The organism is Chitinophaga sp. Hz27, from assembly GCF_042263525.1.
Classification (GTDB): Bacteria; Bacteroidota; Bacteroidia; order Chitinophagales; family Chitinophagaceae; genus Chitinophaga.
Map to the genome: position 1 here is coordinate 531,860 of NZ_JBHKFJ010000001.1, position 18,533 is coordinate 550,392.

The 18,533-nt window shown below is 40.7% G+C and carries 8 protein-coding genes; 5 read left to right on the plus strand and 3 right to left on the minus strand.

Features of this window, described 5'->3' with window-relative positions:
* Window positions 1-159: 159 nt before the first annotated feature.
* From ACE38W_RS02335 to ACE38W_RS02350, 4 genes are all read left to right on the plus strand, one after another.
* Complete coding sequence (locus ACE38W_RS02335) at window positions 160-2,544, plus strand: ABC transporter permease (RefSeq protein ID WP_375828617.1); 2,385 nt, start codon at window positions 160-162, stop codon at window positions 2,542-2,544.
* Window positions 2,545-2,825: 281 nt separating this feature from the next.
* Entirely contained in the window at window positions 2,826-3,629 is an 804-nt protein-coding gene (locus ACE38W_RS02340; RefSeq protein WP_375828618.1) for an SDR family NAD(P)-dependent oxidoreductase, read from the plus strand.
* A gap of 46 nt (window positions 3,630-3,675) precedes the next feature.
* A complete protein-coding gene (locus ACE38W_RS02345) occupies window positions 3,676-4,542 on the plus strand; it encodes an RNA polymerase sigma factor (RefSeq protein ID WP_375828619.1) in 867 nt (288 codons plus the stop codon).
* A gap of 464 nt (window positions 4,543-5,006) precedes the next feature.
* Window positions 5,007-6,098, plus strand: coding sequence for a hypothetical protein (locus ACE38W_RS02350; protein WP_375828620.1), 1,092 nt, complete (start codon window positions 5,007-5,009; stop codon window positions 6,096-6,098).
* 202 nt (window positions 6,099-6,300) lie between these two features.
* Here the strand turns inward: ACE38W_RS02350 and ACE38W_RS02355 are convergent, their stop codons facing one another.
* Window positions 6,301-6,879: a Crp/Fnr family transcriptional regulator gene (locus ACE38W_RS02355; RefSeq protein ID WP_375828621.1), complete on the minus strand. Its 579-nt coding sequence runs from the start codon at window positions 6,877-6,879 to the stop codon at window positions 6,301-6,303.
* A 475-nt stretch (window positions 6,880-7,354) separates the two neighbouring features.
* On the opposite strand from ACE38W_RS02355, the gene ACE38W_RS02360 reads away from it, so the two are divergent.
* Complete coding sequence (locus tag ACE38W_RS02360) at window positions 7,355-8,026, plus strand: hypothetical protein (RefSeq protein WP_375828622.1); 672 nt, start codon at window positions 7,355-7,357, stop codon at window positions 8,024-8,026.
* 204 nt (window positions 8,027-8,230) lie between these two features.
* On the opposite strand, the gene ACE38W_RS02365 is transcribed toward ACE38W_RS02360, so the two are convergent.
* Together ACE38W_RS02365 and ACE38W_RS02370 are read right to left on the minus strand one after the other, a co-directional pair.
* Complete coding sequence (locus tag ACE38W_RS02365) at window positions 8,231-8,551, minus strand: nucleotidyltransferase domain-containing protein (protein ID WP_375828623.1); 321 nt, start codon at window positions 8,549-8,551, stop codon at window positions 8,231-8,233.
* Between the two features lies 1 nt (window position 8,552).
* Window positions 8,553-18,482, minus strand: a complete 9,930-nt coding sequence (locus ACE38W_RS02370) for a neuraminidase-like domain-containing protein (RefSeq protein WP_375828624.1) — start codon at window positions 18,480-18,482, stop codon at window positions 8,553-8,555.
* Between the last annotated feature and the right edge of the window lie 51 nt (window positions 18,483-18,533).

Sequence of the window (18,533 nt, forward strand, 5' to 3'; positions counted from 1 at the left end):
ATTTTCACAATGTCCATTAATGAACATCCGCTGTTATAGTAATGGACATATTTGTTATTTATTAATTATTAATATATTGATACTAATTTAATTAGGATAGGGCATTTTCTTTGGCAAGAATGGAAGGGTCAAAATTTCTTTTATTAACATCCGTATACTATGCTAAGAAGTTACTTTAAGAGCGCCTGGCGTAACCTGTGGAAACACCGGTTATTTACACTGATCAATGTGATTGGTCTGGGGCTAGCCATGGCCATGTGTTTGCTGATAATCATCCAGGTGCAGAGTGGTTTCGAGATAGATTCTTTTCATCCATATCCGAATCGTATTTATCGAATAATATCAGATGTTACCAATGAGGAGGGCAAGACTTTTTCGATGGCGAGTACACCACTGCCATTGGCGGATAAGTTGGCGCAGGAGCAGAGCAGTGTGGAAGATGTGGCAGAAGTTATTCGTGGCTTTGGAGGTAACTTCAATAACCGGATCAAAACATTGTCTGCCTGGGGACAGTATGTAAGTCCTGGTTATTTCAAGATCTTTAATTTCCCTCTGGAGAAGGGACAGCCGGCCATAGCGCCATATACCGTTGTGCTCTCTCATGAAACAGCTGAGAAATTCTTTGGCAATATAGATCCCATAGGGAAAACACTGGAGCAGAAAGATATTGGCATCTTCACCATCACAGGCGTATTTGCACCAATGGGAAAGAAACGGTCCCACCTGGATGCAGACATCGTAGTATCAATGGCCACTTATCCTTTGCTCAATACAGCATCCACACAGAATGAATGGCTTAACTATAACGCATATACGTATGTACTGTTGCAAAAAGGAACAACTGCTGCACAGTTGGACCGGATGCTGGCAGCAGTAAGTACTGAAAATAAGAAACATATTGACCTCACTGGTCTTACAGACTATCGTTTTGAAAAACAGCGGCTCAGTGAAATTTCACCGGACTTCAGAGGGCTTATGAATAACCCTGGGGTGGAGCCCTGGTTCAAGCTATTGGTAAACATTATTATGTTGCTGATCCTCATCTCCCTGGCAATATTTAATTATACCAACCTTACGCTTACCAGGTCTTTGAGCAGGACACGAGAAGTAGGTGTACGGAAGGTGGCCGGCGCAGCCCGCTGGCAGCTGGTGATGCAGTTTCTCGTAGAAAGTGTACTAATCGCATTTTGTGCATTGTTGATTGGAGTACTGGGTCTCTTTGCCATGAAATCGTATATCCATGCCCGATGGCTCGTCTGGGAGGTGCAACATCCTCTCCTTTTGTGGACTGCCTTCACAGGTTTTGCATTATTAACCGGACTGACAGCTGGCATTGTACCTGCGCGAATCCTCTCTGCCGCAAAACCGACAGCCGTACTGAAAGGTGTACTAGGACCTGCCGGATTCGGAAAGATAGGCTTCCGCAAAGTATTGATTGTAGTACAGTTTGCCGTATCCCTCATATTCATGGTAGGTACTGCTATGATGTATAGTCAGTTCCGATATATGGCCACAGACAATCAAAACTTTAACAGAAAAAATATTCTTAATATACCTCTGACAGCAGCTAGTCAGGCTCCTTTATTACGTAATGAGATCTCCCGGTTGCCGAGTGTAAAAACCATAGGCGCCACCTCTGCGCCGTTGAATGAAGCCGCCGGACGCATCAAAATTACCCGGAAAGAACGTACCACCGCCGGAATGGATCCACTGGATGCATTTACTTATTCTGTGGATGCCACATTTATTCGTAACATGAAACTGACTTTCGTTGCAGGGAATAATCTTCCGGAGAGTGGCTCAGATACTACCAGAGGCAGGTTTGTAGTCATCAATGAAAAGGCGGTAGCCTCTCTGGGAGTAACGGATCCCAGGAGTGCCATTGGCCAGACCATGATGCTGGACAGTAATGAAGTTATTATAGCCGGAGTGGTGAAGAACTTCAACTTTATGAGATATGAAATGCCGGTGACGCCGCTGGTATTGCAATACGATCCCTTATCATTTAAAACACTCTCACTCCTTGTTCAGGAGGGTACACAGCAGGAGGCCTTAACCGCGTCTCTGCAAAATATCTGGAAAAAATTATTCCCTTATGAACCTTTCCTGTTTAGCTGGTATGAGCAACAGATGTACGACAGCTATATGGAGAATGAAGATCTGAAGATTAATGGCGTTTTAATCCTGATTGTATTTGTAATTGCATCCCTGGGCATGCTGGGAGTGGTGACCCATAGCACCGAGAAAAGAGCGAAAGAAGTAGTGCTCCGTAAAATAATGGGCGCAGGAATGGGCCAGCTGATGTATTTGTTGTCCTGGGGCTTTGTGAAGTTAATGCTGATAGCTGCGTTAATAGGCCTTCCATTGGGCGGATTCCTTGGATATTTGTTTCTGCATATCTTTACTTATCATGCTTCCCCTGGCATTGGTATCTATTTGGTATGTCTGAATAGTCTGGCTATCGTTGGCATCATGACAATCGGAGTACAGGTATATCGCGCCGCCCTGATCAATCCCGCAAACACTTTGCGGCAAGAGTCCTGATTTTAATTAATTAGTGGTAAATATTTGTAGTTTGAGCATTGTCGAATTTTAATCGATAATGCTCAAACTATCTTATTTCTGTACCAGCTTTAATATTATGGTAAAGCATCCATTAGCCTATTTCTTAACAAGGAAGTTTATTATTTGCCACTACATTTTCCACCTAAAGAATTAACGATAATCGATTAATAATAAAGTAACTATATAATAAAATTTAAATTTTATTAAAATTCCCGACCGTTCTATCTTGTTCAAACGTCAATAGATGAAATCATATAAAAATGACAAATCTAAAAGACAAAGTAGCCGTGGTGTTTGCCGCATCCGGGGAAATTGCAGGAGCTGTCGCACGTTCATTTTCAGAACACGGAGCAAAGTTGTACATCACAGCACGAAACTTGGATGCCGTAAAATCACTGGCAAAAGAGCTTAATGCAACTGGCGGCAATGTTGAAGCTGCACAGGTAGATGCCTTGAATGAAACAGAGATTGACAGTTTTTTGAAAAAAGTAATTGCCGACAATGGAAAATTAGATATTGTATTCAATGGGATTGGTGCAAACTATGAGGAAATGGGCGGACGCCCGCCAACAACAGAAGCTACTTTTGAGCAATTTATGGCACCCATAAAAAAGATTTGTGGTTCACAGTTTCTTACTTCAAGAGTGGCAGCAAGGTATATGTTACAATCACAAACAGAAGGAACCATCCTGCTGTTGACAGCTGCACTATCTCGTTCTAAACTTCCTAATGTGGCCGGAATTACTGCGGCGAGTGCAGCCATCGAAGGATTGACAAGAGTTATGGCTGCTGAATGGGGTGCAAATGGAATAAAAGTCATTGGAATTTGCCCTGGAGCATTAATGGAAACAAAAAGAATTACCGGTTTTATTAATGATGCTGCTCAGAAGTACGGCATAAATGCGGAACAAATGGTTGCGCAATACAAAGCATTTGATATCTTGAAAACAAGCCCTTCATTGAAACACGTTGGTGAAATTGCGGCGTTTCTTGCAAGTGATTATGGTATTGCATTCAATAGCCATATTGTAGATGTAGATTGTGGCAAGATGAACATATTATAGTAAATTAGTGGTTGCAGTTTTGTATAATAAAATTGCAACCACTTAAATGGATAAAGAAGCCCTACTTAAATTGGCTGTTTCAGGCGACATTAATGCATTCCATACTTTGTTTGCCGAATTTCAAAATCAGCTTAAATCATACTTGTATCGTTTAATTACAGACCGAGATGATCTGGATGATCTAACACACGATACTTTTATAAAAGCATTCAATAAAATATCCACCTTCACTCAGGACGCTTCTCTCAAAACCTGGGTGTTTAAAATAGCCACAAATCTTGCTTACGACCACTTACGAAAGAAAAAAAGATGGCTTCCCGACGCACAAGACCGTGCAGCAGACTTAGCTATAGGTTCGGAAGAAATCAGACAAGTTTTTTGGATGGTTCACGATACTTCACCTGCTGGAGCTTACGAAATGAAAGAACATATTGACTATTGTTTTACTTGCATTTCAAAAACGTTGCCTATTGAAAATCAAATTGCATTGATACTAAAAAATATGTACGATTTTCAGGTAAAGGAAATCGGTCATATTCTTGAAAAAACCGAAGGTGTGATAAAACATTTGCTCAATGATGCAAGGAATACAATGACAGATATTTTTGAACATAGATGTGCACTAATCAACCAAGAAGGAGTTTGTCATCAATGCAGCCATATAAATGAAATCTTCAACCCCAAACAAAATCAACAAGAAGAGTTGATGAAGTTAGAATTGGTGAAAGCATCCAAAAAATACAACAGGGAACAACTTTTTGAATTAAGGGAATTCTTAGTAAAATCTATTGATCCATTAAATGCCTCCGGTACAGATTTTCACGAAGAAATAATGAGATGCCTTAGAACTGCAATCGGCGAAGTTGATGATTTCTTTGACCGTGATAGAAATAAATTTAAAAGCGATAGCTAAAAATGTGTTTGCGTTTCGTTAATTAATTCAGGGACTCTTATTTTCGTTCTTAAAATGAAATATCGTTGACTATTTATTGCCTAAATTATGTTCATCTCCTGTTCTGGGCTAACGAAAAAACAAGGTTTATTATCTGGGACTTTTCCAGATTTACCGCTATAGGGTAACACCTATTTACGACCTATATTGTAGACATAAGCTCCTTATAAGACGTGTATAAGGTGTATTGTTTATGTTAATAAATTTTAATGTGTTTTGTGTTGATTTAGCACGAATTTTCGTATACTTGTACTAGTTATAAGTTCTTAATAGTCCGGTCCAAAGTAAGTTATTCCAGAAGGATACAAATTCGGATATAAAGTGTTTCTGACAGAGCTTTTGATAAAGTCGCAGCGGGATCAAGAGCAAAGGTCCACGCATCGCGGTGTTTTTTTAATAGTTTTAAAATTAATCAATCCCAACCTATGCCTATTTTAAGGAAGAAAATTCCATTTCTTATCCTATTCGCATTATTATCATGCCGTAGTTTCGCCCAAAAAGTCTATCAAATCAGGGCGGACAGCGTTCGTATTTACAACGTATGTGATACGGCTGAACTAATTCTTGAGAACCGCACGCAGGATGTTTCAGGATATTTATTTAACAAAGGTCGTGGCCGCACTGAATTCCGTAAAATAAAACTGGAAAAAATTGGCCTTTCACAAATTGCTGTATCGGGGCACGATACACTGGATTTGTCGCCTTTGTTTATTATCAATGGGACAAGTATGCAGGCTAATTCTAGTTTCAATATTTCCGGAACTGGGACTGCTTCTGGTTATACGACTACACAACCTGTAGATAACGGAGGTCTGGGTTTGGGCATGAATGAAGGTAATGGAGCTTCAAATACCAGATGGGTGATAAGAAGAGTGAATACAGAAGCAGCAGGTAATGTAGGCAATGATTTTTCAATAGATCGTTATAGTAACACCGGTAGCGCACTGGGATCCGCCTTCAGTATAAAACGTTCTACCGGAGTGATTACTATGCAGGGACCTGTAGGAATAGGTACAACAACGCCATTAGCTAATTTGGAAGTAGTAGGTCTAGTAGCGGCTACTGGCCCGGGAGGAGGTTTTGGTTTCCAGGATAGAACGGTAGGAGGATATAATGGCTGGATGTTGTTCACAGACAAAGGGACCGCCGTTTTTGCCAAATACTCTCAATCACCAGGAGTTTCCGTCAAACTTACGATAGATAGTACAGGATTTCTTACTGCAAATGGTGTAGCTTCTGATGGTGGGTATAAAATAAAGGAGGGCGGATCTAACGCCAGAATGGGCGTAGCTAGTTTTGGTAACGGTGTAGTCGCTGTAACTGTTAATACAACAGCTGTGACAGCCAATAGCAGGATATTTTTAACACCAGTTGTTAATTCAGCGGCACCTCTTGCAGGAATGACACCCCCTTGTTTGGGAGTAAGAACGGTCGGATCGAGTTTTATGATTGTTTGGGCAAAAGATACTCCTTCTACAATAGCATCGGTAGAGTGGATGATAGTAGAACCTTATTGATAAATTACTATATAGATAATCTTACTTGTGAGATAGGAAGGGAGATACTATCAGTAGTAAACATAAATACACTTATCTAATTAAAAACTTGTAGCAACTTATTCTACAAGTTTTTTTTGTTTCTACCCGCAGGCTTGTGCGTTACTAACGCATAATTTTGTCATGCTGATTAATGTAATTACGATACTCAGTTCGATAAAATTTATACTTTATTTTTTATCCTGGAAAGTGTTTCCAACGTCATGCCTAGGTAGGAAGCCAGATATTTGCCAGGTACCTGGCTGATAAGTTCCGGATAGTTTGCTAATAAATGTTCATATCGTTCCAATGCCCGCTGTTTCCTCATTGCAAACAGTCTTTCCTCTGATTTTACATAATACCATTCTGTCAGCTTTCTTCCTACAATATTAAATTCCAGATGTTTATTGTATAGGTAATTGAGGTCGTCAAAGTGAATCATTACAAGTTCACTGTCTTTCAATACCTCAATAAATTCATAACTGGGATTTCTGGTGAAGAAACTGAATACCGATACGATAAAGTCACCTTCTGACATAAACCAGTTAGTGACTTCTTCAGCATTCTTTTCGTAATAAGCCCTCAATATTCCTGATTTGACATAATAGAGATAAGAATTTGTTTCACCTTCTCTTAGTACGATTTCCTTTTTACCAAATTTCCTTAGTTGTACTCTGTTCACGATATCATTCGTCAATTCCTCCGAGAGCGGATGAATAGTGTTTAGTGCATTCAACAGGGAATCAAAGTAGGTTTTGTTCATTAGATATGGTTTAAAGAACTGTTCGAGTTGTATGGGACATCAATTATTAAGAGATATCCGAAATGTGGGCTTACTAACAAGAATAATTCAAAATTACAGCCAACATCCTATGAAAAACTATTATCTAATTCTATGCATAGTTCTTTTTAGCTGTACGAAGAATAATATACAATAAATACCCTCTGCTGGTTCGATAGATTTTTTCTGAGCACAAAATAATTATAAGAAGTATCTACTAAAAATTTTCTTTGGTAGCTTGTTCAAATTCTACAGCCGTTTCATAAGAAATAAAACAAAGATATTGCATTTCATAAAACGCAAAATTACCTCATAGTAAGTAACTGTGATTTTATTAAAGACCAGAATTAGGTCTACTAGTTATTGATATTCAATCTTGTATATATAGTTGATGTAAATCAAAATAATGAAATTTTAACTGCTATACATTTGCTCCTCAAATACCAAACATCACACTATGAAAAACATCTACCTCACATTCTGTATTATCTTTTTTAGTTGTACTAAAAGTAAAATGCCCAACAATTTTGTAAAAGTGAATGATGCCAGAGCGGCTTTCCAGAAATACCTATCCGATGGTTATTCCTTAGCAAGTTTTCCGATAATACATACTTCTCCAGACTGGAATGCCAGTCAAATGTATGTGTCGGATACCAAGACAGCATTGATAGTTCCATATACTGAAACAAAAGTAGAAGTTACTTACAGGCCGGATTCTTCGATGGCATTAGGATTGCCTGCAATCGCCTTCTATTACAATGAAGGGCACCAATTAAAAATGGAACCATTCCTGCTTATTCAAAGAAATGATAAACATGCTGCAGGTATTGTTGCATATACGGATAATAATACGGTACCCAGATTACTTAAGAACGATCTTAGTGGAAATGCTAATTTGGTAGAAGATATGATCTGCACGCAAACGGATTGGTATACCCGTGTTCATCTCAATAACATATCCTTTGGCTATGCATATAATTACACCACTTTACAATGCCTGACCGTATTTATAAATGGTAAAGGAGCTGGAATTCCTACTGGGGGTATATTTTCAGGGATATTGAATATGGCATTGGGTATCCATTCAGATTTGGAAAAGGTGGTCAATCCAAACGGTTATAGCATCTGAAAGGAAGTATTGAGTTTGTTGGACAATGAGATAGGTATAAAAAAGAAAAAGCTCCCGACGAACACGACGAAAGCTAATTCAAAAATATAAACCAAAGTTCTTTTTATGATGTGACTTCATGTAACTTACGCCTATTTCTCTTCAATATCTCAACTTTAAGTAACTCCGATAATTGAAGTTAAAAAAAAAGACTTGAATCACCAATTATTTTGAGCTGTTTTTTTCATAAAGTATCCTACTATTTTTCAATGCGGTGGAAATGAATCCATCTGTGCATTTCATTGCTGCATCCAGCTCTGAGGGGCGCATGATTAGAATGTCTGACGCCATGGAATGCTCATGTATGTAGGAACGTACTGCTGCAATGAGATGCTTCCTATGGTGTGGTGCTGCTATCACGATCAGAAGGTCTATATCACTATAAACATTGTTATTGCCGGCAGCTACCGATCCGAAAAGTATAATCCTTTCCGGATCGGCGATGTGCCTGATATATTGCGTAACTTGTTTTAGTAATTGCTCCATGCTAACTACCTAATTGAAATAAAAAGAAAATATCATCTACCTGACTATCTAATAACGCTTTGAAATCTGTTGCAGCAGATAACTTTAGTTTGAGACGCAGTTCACCTAAACAGTTGGGAGCTCCACCAGCAATAATACTGAGGTCCATAGTACAGTGATAGACATTGTTAAATGTCGGATCTATTGCTATCGGTTGCGCTGTTAATAAATCTGCGCTGGTAATTTTAAGATTAAATGAGAAGTCGGCAGTTTCCTTACTCTCTATAAAAATATCCAGGTGTGTTAATTTCAGCGTATTGAGTTTGTTGCGGATAAAGAATGGGAAATGATCTGGTTTTAAAGTTATTACCAATTCCTGGTCGGCAGTGCCCTCCGGATGCAAGAAGCGATACCATTCTGTACCAAAGTCACGTTTTAAGCTGAACAGACGTACTGCCATATTCGGTAAACTTGCCTGGAGATATTCTCTGGCTTTTATTGCCAGCTGTCCACCTCCGCTACGGGCAGTATAATTCATGTGCAGAATTACATCAGCAAGAGAAGCGAAGTCAAAATAATTATTCTCCCTCGGTAATTCTATCTGCCACTCACTGATTACTCCCAACCCTTCAAAAGGAAGATATCTATCATCATTGAAATTCAGTTCAAACAGCCCGCTGTCGTTTTGTGCATGGCTGGTAGCAATAGAAGTGATAGCCCCCAGCTGTGTGCTAAAGCGTGTATCGTTTTCATCAATTTTTGCATAGACGTTACCAGTTAATGTAGCATCTCTCCTGATCTCACTTTTAATTAAGGACAATGTGCAGTTGATACTGGTGTAAGGCCCGGCAACGCAAGGAATAGAAACAGAAAGACTTTTAATCCTCCGCATATAATGGCCGGGATAATCCATGTCGAACAGCAACTCAGGCAATATCAAAGTACACTTGCCGGTTTCTTTCAGTGTCATCAGGCTTAATGGCGATAGCTGCATCAAAGACAAGTGTTTGGTAATTTCCAATTCTCGCTTATTATTGTCGATATAAGCTGCTTCCATTCTTCTCAGGTCATTCATGAGGATGTCGCCGGATAGTAAACCTTTCTTCAGACTATCCCAATAACCAAATTGTATAAACGAAGTATTGGTAAATCCTAACTCATACTGGTAACATTTTTCAGCTTTCTTTGCCATGTCAAATGCCAGCCGGTAAGCCTGGAAATAAATGGTAGATATTTGCGTGATCATCCAGTTGTACAATTGGCTGTTGGTGTATTTGCTATGCATGTAGTCATCTATGGCTTTGGCATTTTCTATCTGCAGTTCCTGATTTTCGAGTTCTTTCTCTGCAATTTCCTGCTTTATCATCGCTGAATTGATCTCAAATTGTGCCTGGTCTTTTTCTATACCTGCAAGTCGGCCCTGGAAGTCCCATTCATCTTTTCTGCGACCGTACGATGCCATGGTATTGATAATGGAACCTAGTTGTGTAAGTACGCTGCCCAAGTGAGTGAGCGCGCTATCAGCGGCCTGAATGGAACTGGCAAACATCGACCCTCCCAACGACATGGTTACCTGTGGAGAACCACCAAATCCGGATATACCTACACTAAAAGATGGGATGAGATGTAATGAACTGGCAAGGGCTTCTCCCATAGAAGATTGGGCACTTAATACCGCAGCTTCTCCGGAAAGGCCTACTGATACTGCTTCCAGGATAGAAATAAATTCCCTGCTTTCATAGTATTGTTGCTTTTCTTCTGCCAGCTCCATTACTTTTTGCAAGCTACCCACTACTTGCACCGCGTTATCGATTTCTTTTTTACGAATGTCTTTCACTGCTTCCAGTAACTGTATTTCCTGACTGGAGCGAAGTAAGGCCAGTTCTTCCGCATCTCTTTTTTCAAGAATTCCCAGCAGTTTGTCGCCCAGTTGTTTTACTTCATTGGTGAATTCAATGGCTTTTTGTACAACTATCCTAAACCGATAATAAGGCGTACCTGTGGCAATGTCATTCAGCACGCTGCCAAGGTCAATTCCAGCTGCTGCTGCTTTTACCAGGAGTGCAGGATCAATAGGCGGCTCAAAAAGAGGAAGTTGTCTGACCACCCCTTCAATATTCATACAATGCCTTATTTTAAAAAGGCGGTCTTCTACTGTGTCCCAATATTTCAATAACTGATCATTGTTCGGGATTGCGAAATATAAAGTATCTATTTTGGGCATTGGATCGCCACCACCGCCTGAAGGTACCACTTGAATTGGTAAAAGTGTATTTTCAATAGCTACATCGACTGCGGCATTTCCCAGGTCATCCAGTTTACTTTCCAGTTGATTAAAGGTCATATCCTGACTTACCACATTCGGCACCTTCACCGGCCTTTCTCCTAATATTTCATAGGCAAGCATATATAGCAATGAGGCTTCGTTGATAGACTCTATGGTATCTCTACGGAATAACATATCGCCCCAGGCGACCAGGTTATCGATATATTTCATCACCACATTTTTCTGATAGGCCACTGGACGGTACCTGGCTATCAAATGGGGCTTAAAAGGATTGTTCTTCCACGCTTTCAGCTGGCCTTGGTTTTCCGGCAGGTCGATATTGGAGATCAGGTTTTCGATACGTTGTTTACGATAATCGTCGTCATTAAACTCAAAGAATGGTTTTGTGATCCAATAACGTTTGGGTGTTGGTAATGCTTCTATGTTAGATGGATCAAATATATAATGAAACCATTGCATGGCCTCTTCAAAACGTTGGTTCTGCATTAACCTGCTGGCGATCAATAACGGTCCATGAAAGAAGAGCTCCCAGTTGTAAATAGAATAGGCGCCACCAAAGGAGAAATCGACGATATCAGATTGCGCAGTGGCATCCACGATAGTGGAAGTACTCACCGGCGTATAGGCGTTGAAGTTAAAAGTATTGCCTGGTGGAAATGCAGCAGGTTGCGTTTGCACCTTACGGTTAAGTAAGCCTGGTATACCTCCTCGGTTCAATTCCCTTAGAAACAAAGTACTATACGGATGATAGAAGGGGAGGAAGCGATACTTGTAGTTTCCGCCGATATAGTGATTATATGCATCAAAACGTGATACCCATTCTGGTTTTACAAAAAAGGCACGTTGAGGATCCTGGTAAAATACAGGATGTACAGCTGCATTGAATTGGATATCCTGTTGAGATATTACCAGTTCAAAAGGATTTAGGGTGTTGTTCAGCAGCGTAACGGAGGTATTATTTTGCAATAACCGTAGTGAGTTTGCATTGGCCGCATGAAATTTATTATTGGTCAGGTGTGTATTGCTGTAATGCATGCCATTGGGCAGCCGTAGCCGCGGGCCAAAGTCGATTGGCGCCATCTTTGAAATATTACGGCCATCTTCACCGAAGTTACTGCGTACATATTCAAAAGAATCAGAACTGTTGGGGTCATCCAGCTTATAGTTTTTTCCATCCAGGCTAAACTCAAAATGGTAATAACCGGTAAGTGCTTTCAGTTGCACATCTTTTACTTCTCCATTAAAAATAAATGAAGAAGAATGCCATGGCAGGTAGGTTTCATTGAAGTCGTTGCCGGTTACTCTTACTTTTTTGTCCTGGAACTGATCATAGAATAATCCTTTATTAAATTCAATGGAAGTAGACAGGTAAATGTCCAGATAAAGTTCATTATCCTTGGCCAGATAGTAAGGTTTCAGGTTATAGGAATACAATGGTCTTTCCCATGGGTGAATGATTTTTTGTTTAGATATTTTTTTTGGTGTCCATCCGTTGTTTTTAAGGATGGTCCATCCGAGTTGTATTTCCCATGCCTGTGGGGGTTCCTGGTTATCAGAAGGTCCGGTAGTAGGCTGTGCTGGTGGATTTTTCTTTACTTTAACAGGTTTTTGTTGTGTAACTAACCAAAACAGGTGCAGTTTCCTGTTGTACACTACAGGCACTATATGGTCGCCGCTGATGTCTACTTCAATTTTCTCCCAGGCTGTCCAGGAAGAATAATTCATATCATACTGCCGGTAATAATATACATGAGGAATGGCTTTGGTTCTGCCTACTACATGCACTATATTTTTCTCGTATCCGGCTTCGGCTGGGTCCAGATCTTCCATTTCATGATACAGGCCGGATATCTCCAGGTGAGAAACTTCATTTACTTTTTGCAGATAGTTTATGAACGCCACTTCCACATTGTCGTTGGTCACATCTTTCTGCATGATTTCATTCTCCAGTTCTTCAAAGAAGGAAGACTTGTCATCACGCAGCTCTGGTTCCAGCCAGTTTTCCGGGTAGAAGAAAACTTTTCTGTTCGCTTCCCATATGCGATAATTTTTCATCCACGATTTCCACTGCGACCACGCATTAGGAGAGGACGTGTCTTCTTTTTCATCCTGGGTTACTATTACATAACGATTCTCCAGATTGAGGAAGCAACGTTGTACAAAGAATTGTACAGAACTGATGGCCTGCTTAATACGAGAGGTAAGCTGGCAGGCACTCATTTCAACATCTATCAGAAAATATTTAAACAGTGCGTTGGCGTCTTTCCAGTATAGTGGGTTAGGAATAGTGCTGCCATTGAACAGAACAGTGGTTGGCTCATTACGCTGAGAATTTTCCAGCAGGTAAGCTACCAGTGCTTTCCGTTTCTTTTCGCGCAGCTCATCCTGGAGAGGCGTTATTTTTTCGAGCCAGTCGTCATCAGCAAATTTGGCTTTTACGGCCAGTCTTGTCTGTAATGCAATATCTGTTTGGATGGTGGTATTATCCCGGTCGTTCCAGCTGAACATCATGGCAGCGCTTACACCGGTTAGTTTGATTTGGTCGAAGCATTTCTGTAATCGCAAGTATATCTCGGCGTTGGTATAATCTAATTGCAGTGCGGTATGTTTTAACTGAAGCTTGCTGTCGATAGTGTTCAGATCATCGGCACTCCATTGGGTCAGTTTTACTATTTCCGCAAGAATATCTGCTTTAGGAGTGGCGGCTACTTTAGCTTTGTCCAGGATACTGCAAAGTGACACGTCTTCCGGTTCTGGGTAGTTTGCCTTGAACAATAGGAGCTGACAGATATTCGACCATGCACTATACTGATTAGGAGCTGCCGAAGGTGCCACAGGCAGTGCGGAAAAATTAATAGTATTTACTGCTGCGCTGTTATCAATAAACCACTGTAGGTCTGTGGTAGTAATTTTCATTTTCAGCGTAAGGAGGGCGGCTTTGTGCAATAGCTGTAAGGCACTGAAATGGTTCGGGAAATTGGCGGTGTTTATTTCTACATAAGTGTCACCATTTTTTGCCAGGAGTGTTTCGTCTGACAAAATGCTCAGCAAATTGCCTGGCTGCCCGTTTATTTTCAGCCCAAGGAGCAGTAAGGTTGCCTGCTGATCTGTTAATGAGAAGGAAGTACCTGTGAGTGTCTTTACCTGGTTGGCGCCTTGGTTGATTACGTTTTGCAGGTTTTGCTGTAATTGCTGAATGTTACTAATTAGTCCTGCTTTGCTGGCAGGCGTAATATCTGCGACATTAAATGTAAGCAAGAATGCGGTTTCATTAACAGAGAAGTTGGCATTTTTGAAATTATCGCTAACGGTTGTCAGTACGGCCAGTAGTGGCGTGATGGCTGGTCCTATCTGCGGATCAGTCAACGGCACAAGTGAGGTTGCATCAAAAGAGGTAAGCTGGTTTTGTTGGGCAGGTGTAAGTTGCAGCTTATTAATGTTTTCTACACTGTCTGCCAGCCCTTTTCGCAAAGCTCCGAGCAGCTGGAGATATATTTCATCGCGCAAACCTACTGGTGAATCAGGATTGTAATTCAATACATAATCCAATTCATTTAGGGTAATGCCTGCTCCCTTGATATCGGTTAGGTTGTCAAGGAAGTCGAGTGTTGTTTGGACTGAACTGAAAGGATTTTGTACGTTGGTGATCTGCATCAGTAACAGCAGATCGCTGATGGTAAGCCTCAGCGCTCTTGCCAGGTAAGTATATCTGGTAAGAATCGATAAAGTAGGTAAGCTGAGATGATTGTCTGTTTGCCCGATTATTTTATCAATGTCCACTTGTCGTATAGCCAATGCCGATAGTATGGTAGGTATGGGCGTATAATTAACACCTGGTGAAATTACATTCGTTCCCAATGCCAGCGTGCCATTGAGCGGCAATGTGAACCTACTGTCTATAGGATTGGTAATCGTTGGATTTTGGAAAAGCCTGTTATACAATGATGGCAGTTGTACGCTTGGCTTATCAGGCTGTATTCTGTCTTCGGTATTAATATCTCCATAAAACATCAATAGATTTTCCAGTGGCAATGCTGATTTTTCCTGCAGCTGTTTGAAGCGTTTGAGGTTAGAGAGGGTATTGGCATCAATCAAATTGTTGCCTATTTTAGGATTGCGTATCAGGAGATCCAGTTCCCACATTTTGTAGCCTGTTTTTCGCCATAGGCGAATGAACCGGTGTATCCTGTCCAGTTTGGCGGCGCTGAGATTATTTATTTCCTGAACATCTGTATTGCAGGTCCCTGCTGGACGGACAATTTCACTTTTGTTGGCTGTTGGGTTTACATATTTTACCATCAGTAATTCCAACACTTCAGTGTAACTTAATTTACTGCGTTGCATAAATGTAGTTACGGCCACAGAGGAGATAGCGCCATTAAAGTTCCAGTACACGAGTTGTTCTGCTGCACTGGGTTTTGATGTAATGATAAGATTGGCTTCAAAAGAAGATATTTCAAAATATGCAGCTGCTATTCCCAAATCCGATGGAATTAAATTGGCAGGATTGGAGATGTCCCTGAAATTTTCCATCAGTGTATATCTTGGTACACGTAGGAATTTTAGGTAGGTGCTTGCTTCCTCCTGCCAGAGATTGAAGTTGCTATCCATTGGATAGTTAGCTGTTGCCAGCAGGTTATAGGCTTGCGGGCGTATATATTGTGGTAATGCACGCAGCTCACTCTGTGTGAGTGTTGTTTGATAGCTGAAATTAATTTGCTGGGGAGAAATATTATTCTCCAGAATTTCACATACGAGGTCAATATATGGCAGGGCGGTATTGGTGTTGGCACAGTTCAGCAAGATGTTGCCGATATCAGGTCGTCTGTTGAAAAGAATGTCCAGTACTGTTTTTCCAGCGATCTGTGAATTGTGTTCTTTCAGGAAACGCAGTATGTCGGTGAGGTATGCAGCGGGTCCATATAATGATTTGCAGTATTCGCAATCGCAGAAATCCAGTGAGCCGAACAAGGCTTCCAGGTCAGGAATATCTCCCACTACTTCTTTTACTTCCGCCATGGTATAATTTTGCGGAATAATGACTGCAGGCGTGCCAAGATTTACTTCTGGCCTGAATTGCAGCATTTTGGAAAGTACCTGCGTATATTGCATTTTGGAAGTATCGTATACTTTCCCGGCCACCTTTTCATCTATACCTTTAAGGGCGAGTGCCTTGCTTATCTTCTCTTTCCCTGCGAAATATATTTGCTGAGAGGTATGCAGGCCGGCATCCAGCAATGCGGCGCCTGTTTTGGAATCAGGTACCATTTTATATACCCGGAGCAAAAGCTTTATATCATTTTTTGTATCGGTATCGAGCCCAATATTATTTTGCACCAGGTATTTGTCGAGGGTTTCTTTTTTCAGGTCAAAATCTGGTTGCTGGTCGATGAATTGTTCTACACCTACTGTATTCTTTAAAGGATTGACATTGCTTTTCTTTACGGCTGCTACAAAAGAAACCGCCGGGAAGAGAGACTCAGCGCGGACTTTCAGTACATCTGCATAGGTGTTCACTTTTTCTGCGACAGTATTTCCTGGAATACCATCGGGTACCTGGTTCCCGTTTTGTGTGATAAGGGCTGCCAGTGCAGGTTGATCCAGCTTGGCAATGTCTGAAGTATTTCTAAACATTCTCCCTATGCCGATATTATTTTTTAGAAATTGTACAGAGGGAATATGATTTTTAGAGATATCTCCGAGTTGTACAACAGTTCTTAAACTGTTGATATTATCTGCACCAATGGTGCCTGCTTTGGCGTTTAATGAAGTCCAGAAATCGTTATTGATACCATTATTGCTAATGAAAGTATCTGCGATGAAATTGTAGTGCTGATTATTTACCGGAGAGGCAGCGAGTAAGGACTGTAGGCTACCATTACCGATCAGGATAGGTTTTTGCAGGGTAAAGGTTGTACGGGTACTTTTCAGTGCAGAAATGATATTGTCTGTATTTTTTAAAATATTTCTTGATACGAGATTTTGTGATAATGCATTTTCAATGGCTATCTTTTGCAGGTCATCGGTCAGGAATACGATACCAGACGCGGTTTTTTCGGTGAGTGCGTCGATGGTTTCCCAGTTAGAAGTGGCCCTGAGTAAGTCTCCTGGCAATTCTGCGGGAAGGCTTTGTCTGATAAAGGCAAAAAAGACTTCAGGGTTTAAAACTGGATTGTTGATATTGGCAGCTACCCTGCTGGATAGTAGTAGCCGCATGATATCGTCTACGGTTAATCCGGTTTGGGTGCTTAGTTGCGTAACCTGTTTAATTTTATCTGTTTCCTGTATGCTAAGGATGTTTTGGCCATTTAATGATTTTAATAAGATATTCATCATTACGGGATACATGGATTCGCCTTTGTATTTATCGTTACCCAGCGTAAAGTTCACCCAATGTATCCTGGATACGTTATAACAGATTTGTGTATCCAGCAATTTATCATTAGCAGGATTATTATCTTGCGGTTGATATAATTTAATGACAAGATCAATGTTGGTTTTTATTTGTCCTGTTTGTTTGTTGACAGGTGGAGTATAGGTAATGTCAAAGAATCCATTGAGCATATTTTTTTTGGTGATCAGTGGTACAGCAGCTTCTCCGGCTATCAGTTTTTCGTATACTTTTATAACCATATTATTTTTCCTGTTCCATAGTTCGTCCCTTACGGATCCTCGTACCCTGTATTTGAAGAGGGATTCAGCAGCTGGGTTTGCCGTAAGGATAGCCTCATTGAGTGTTTTGAGTGTTTTACCTTCTACATGTCCACTTTCGGGAAGACCTTTCTGTTTTTGGAAGGAGAGTACAGCTTCGCGGGTGGTTTTGCCGAACGTATGGGTACTAAATTCAGTATCGGCTATTTTAAATCCAAGATGCACGAGGCTTTTCTGAAGTGCATTTACTTTGGGAGTTACCATGTTAAGCCGCATGGGAACACCGATAGGTGTGAGCGTGGCGGCGATTGTTTTCTTTAGGGTTTTAACGGGTATAGGGCGACTTGCTGCTACTGAGTTGATCTGATTGAGTGTAGTACGGTCGAGTATTCCTGTTTGAGGTAATTTATATTTTTCCTGGAATGCTTTAATAAATGCTGTAGTGCTGGGTCCTATTACTTTGTTCTTGATCTCTTGCGGGGCAATTTCAGTTGTGATTTTTGCTATTTTCCTGGCGCGTAACAGTGATCGTTGGAGGATGGCTACCTGGGTTTTAGCAGAAAGAGTCTGTTTTATTACTTCCTGATCCAGTTTATCCAGCAAGGTTTCAGATATTTTACCATCTGGGGGAAGGCCATTCTTACGCTGGAAGGCTTCAATGGCCTTGCGGGTGCTGTCGCCGGTATGTCTCGTTTTTATTTCTTCTGGACTAACGGTTATGCCAGTTTTGGCTAGCATAGCCTGGAGCTTTTCAGTTCTTGTTTTATTTAAAGTAAAGAATACATCCAGCAGTTCCGAATTCATTTTGACAATGGTTTTCTCATTGAGCTGCCCATCCGTAGGCAGCTCATGTTTTTCCTGGAATGCTTTGATGGCGGCGAGAGTGGTGGCGCCTATATTTTTGTCGGATATTTCTTTATCTGCTATATTCAATTGCAGTTTCTTCAGGGCCAAATGTAAATCTGCCGCTTTGATCTGTGACCCGCTGGCGTTAAGAAAAGGACGTATATTCATGACCGTATTTTTAACAAAGTGAATTGGGGTGCTTATTCAGATATTAATCTT

Coding starts and splice junctions, on each gene's coding strand:
- ACE38W_RS02335 (WP_375828617.1), top strand. CDS start 160: ATGCTAAGAAGTTACTTTAAGAGCGCCTGGCGTAACCTGTGGAAACAC.
- ACE38W_RS02340 (WP_375828618.1), top strand. CDS start 2,826: ATGACAAATCTAAAAGACAAAGTAGCCGTGGTGTTTGCCGCATCCGGG.
- ACE38W_RS02345 (WP_375828619.1), top strand. CDS start 3,676: ATGGATAAAGAAGCCCTACTTAAATTGGCTGTTTCAGGCGACATTAAT.
- ACE38W_RS02350 (WP_375828620.1), top strand. CDS start 5,007: ATGCCTATTTTAAGGAAGAAAATTCCATTTCTTATCCTATTCGCATTA.
- ACE38W_RS02355 (WP_375828621.1), bottom strand. CDS start 6,879: ATGAACAAAACCTACTTTGATTCCCTGTTGAATGCACTAAACACTATT.
- ACE38W_RS02360 (WP_375828622.1), top strand. CDS start 7,355: ATGAAAAACATCTACCTCACATTCTGTATTATCTTTTTTAGTTGTACT.
- ACE38W_RS02365 (WP_375828623.1), bottom strand. CDS start 8,551: ATGGAGCAATTACTAAAACAAGTTACGCAATATATCAGGCACATCGCC.
- ACE38W_RS02370 (WP_375828624.1), bottom strand. CDS start 18,482: ATGAATATACGTCCTTTTCTTAACGCCAGCGGGTCACAGATCAAAGCG.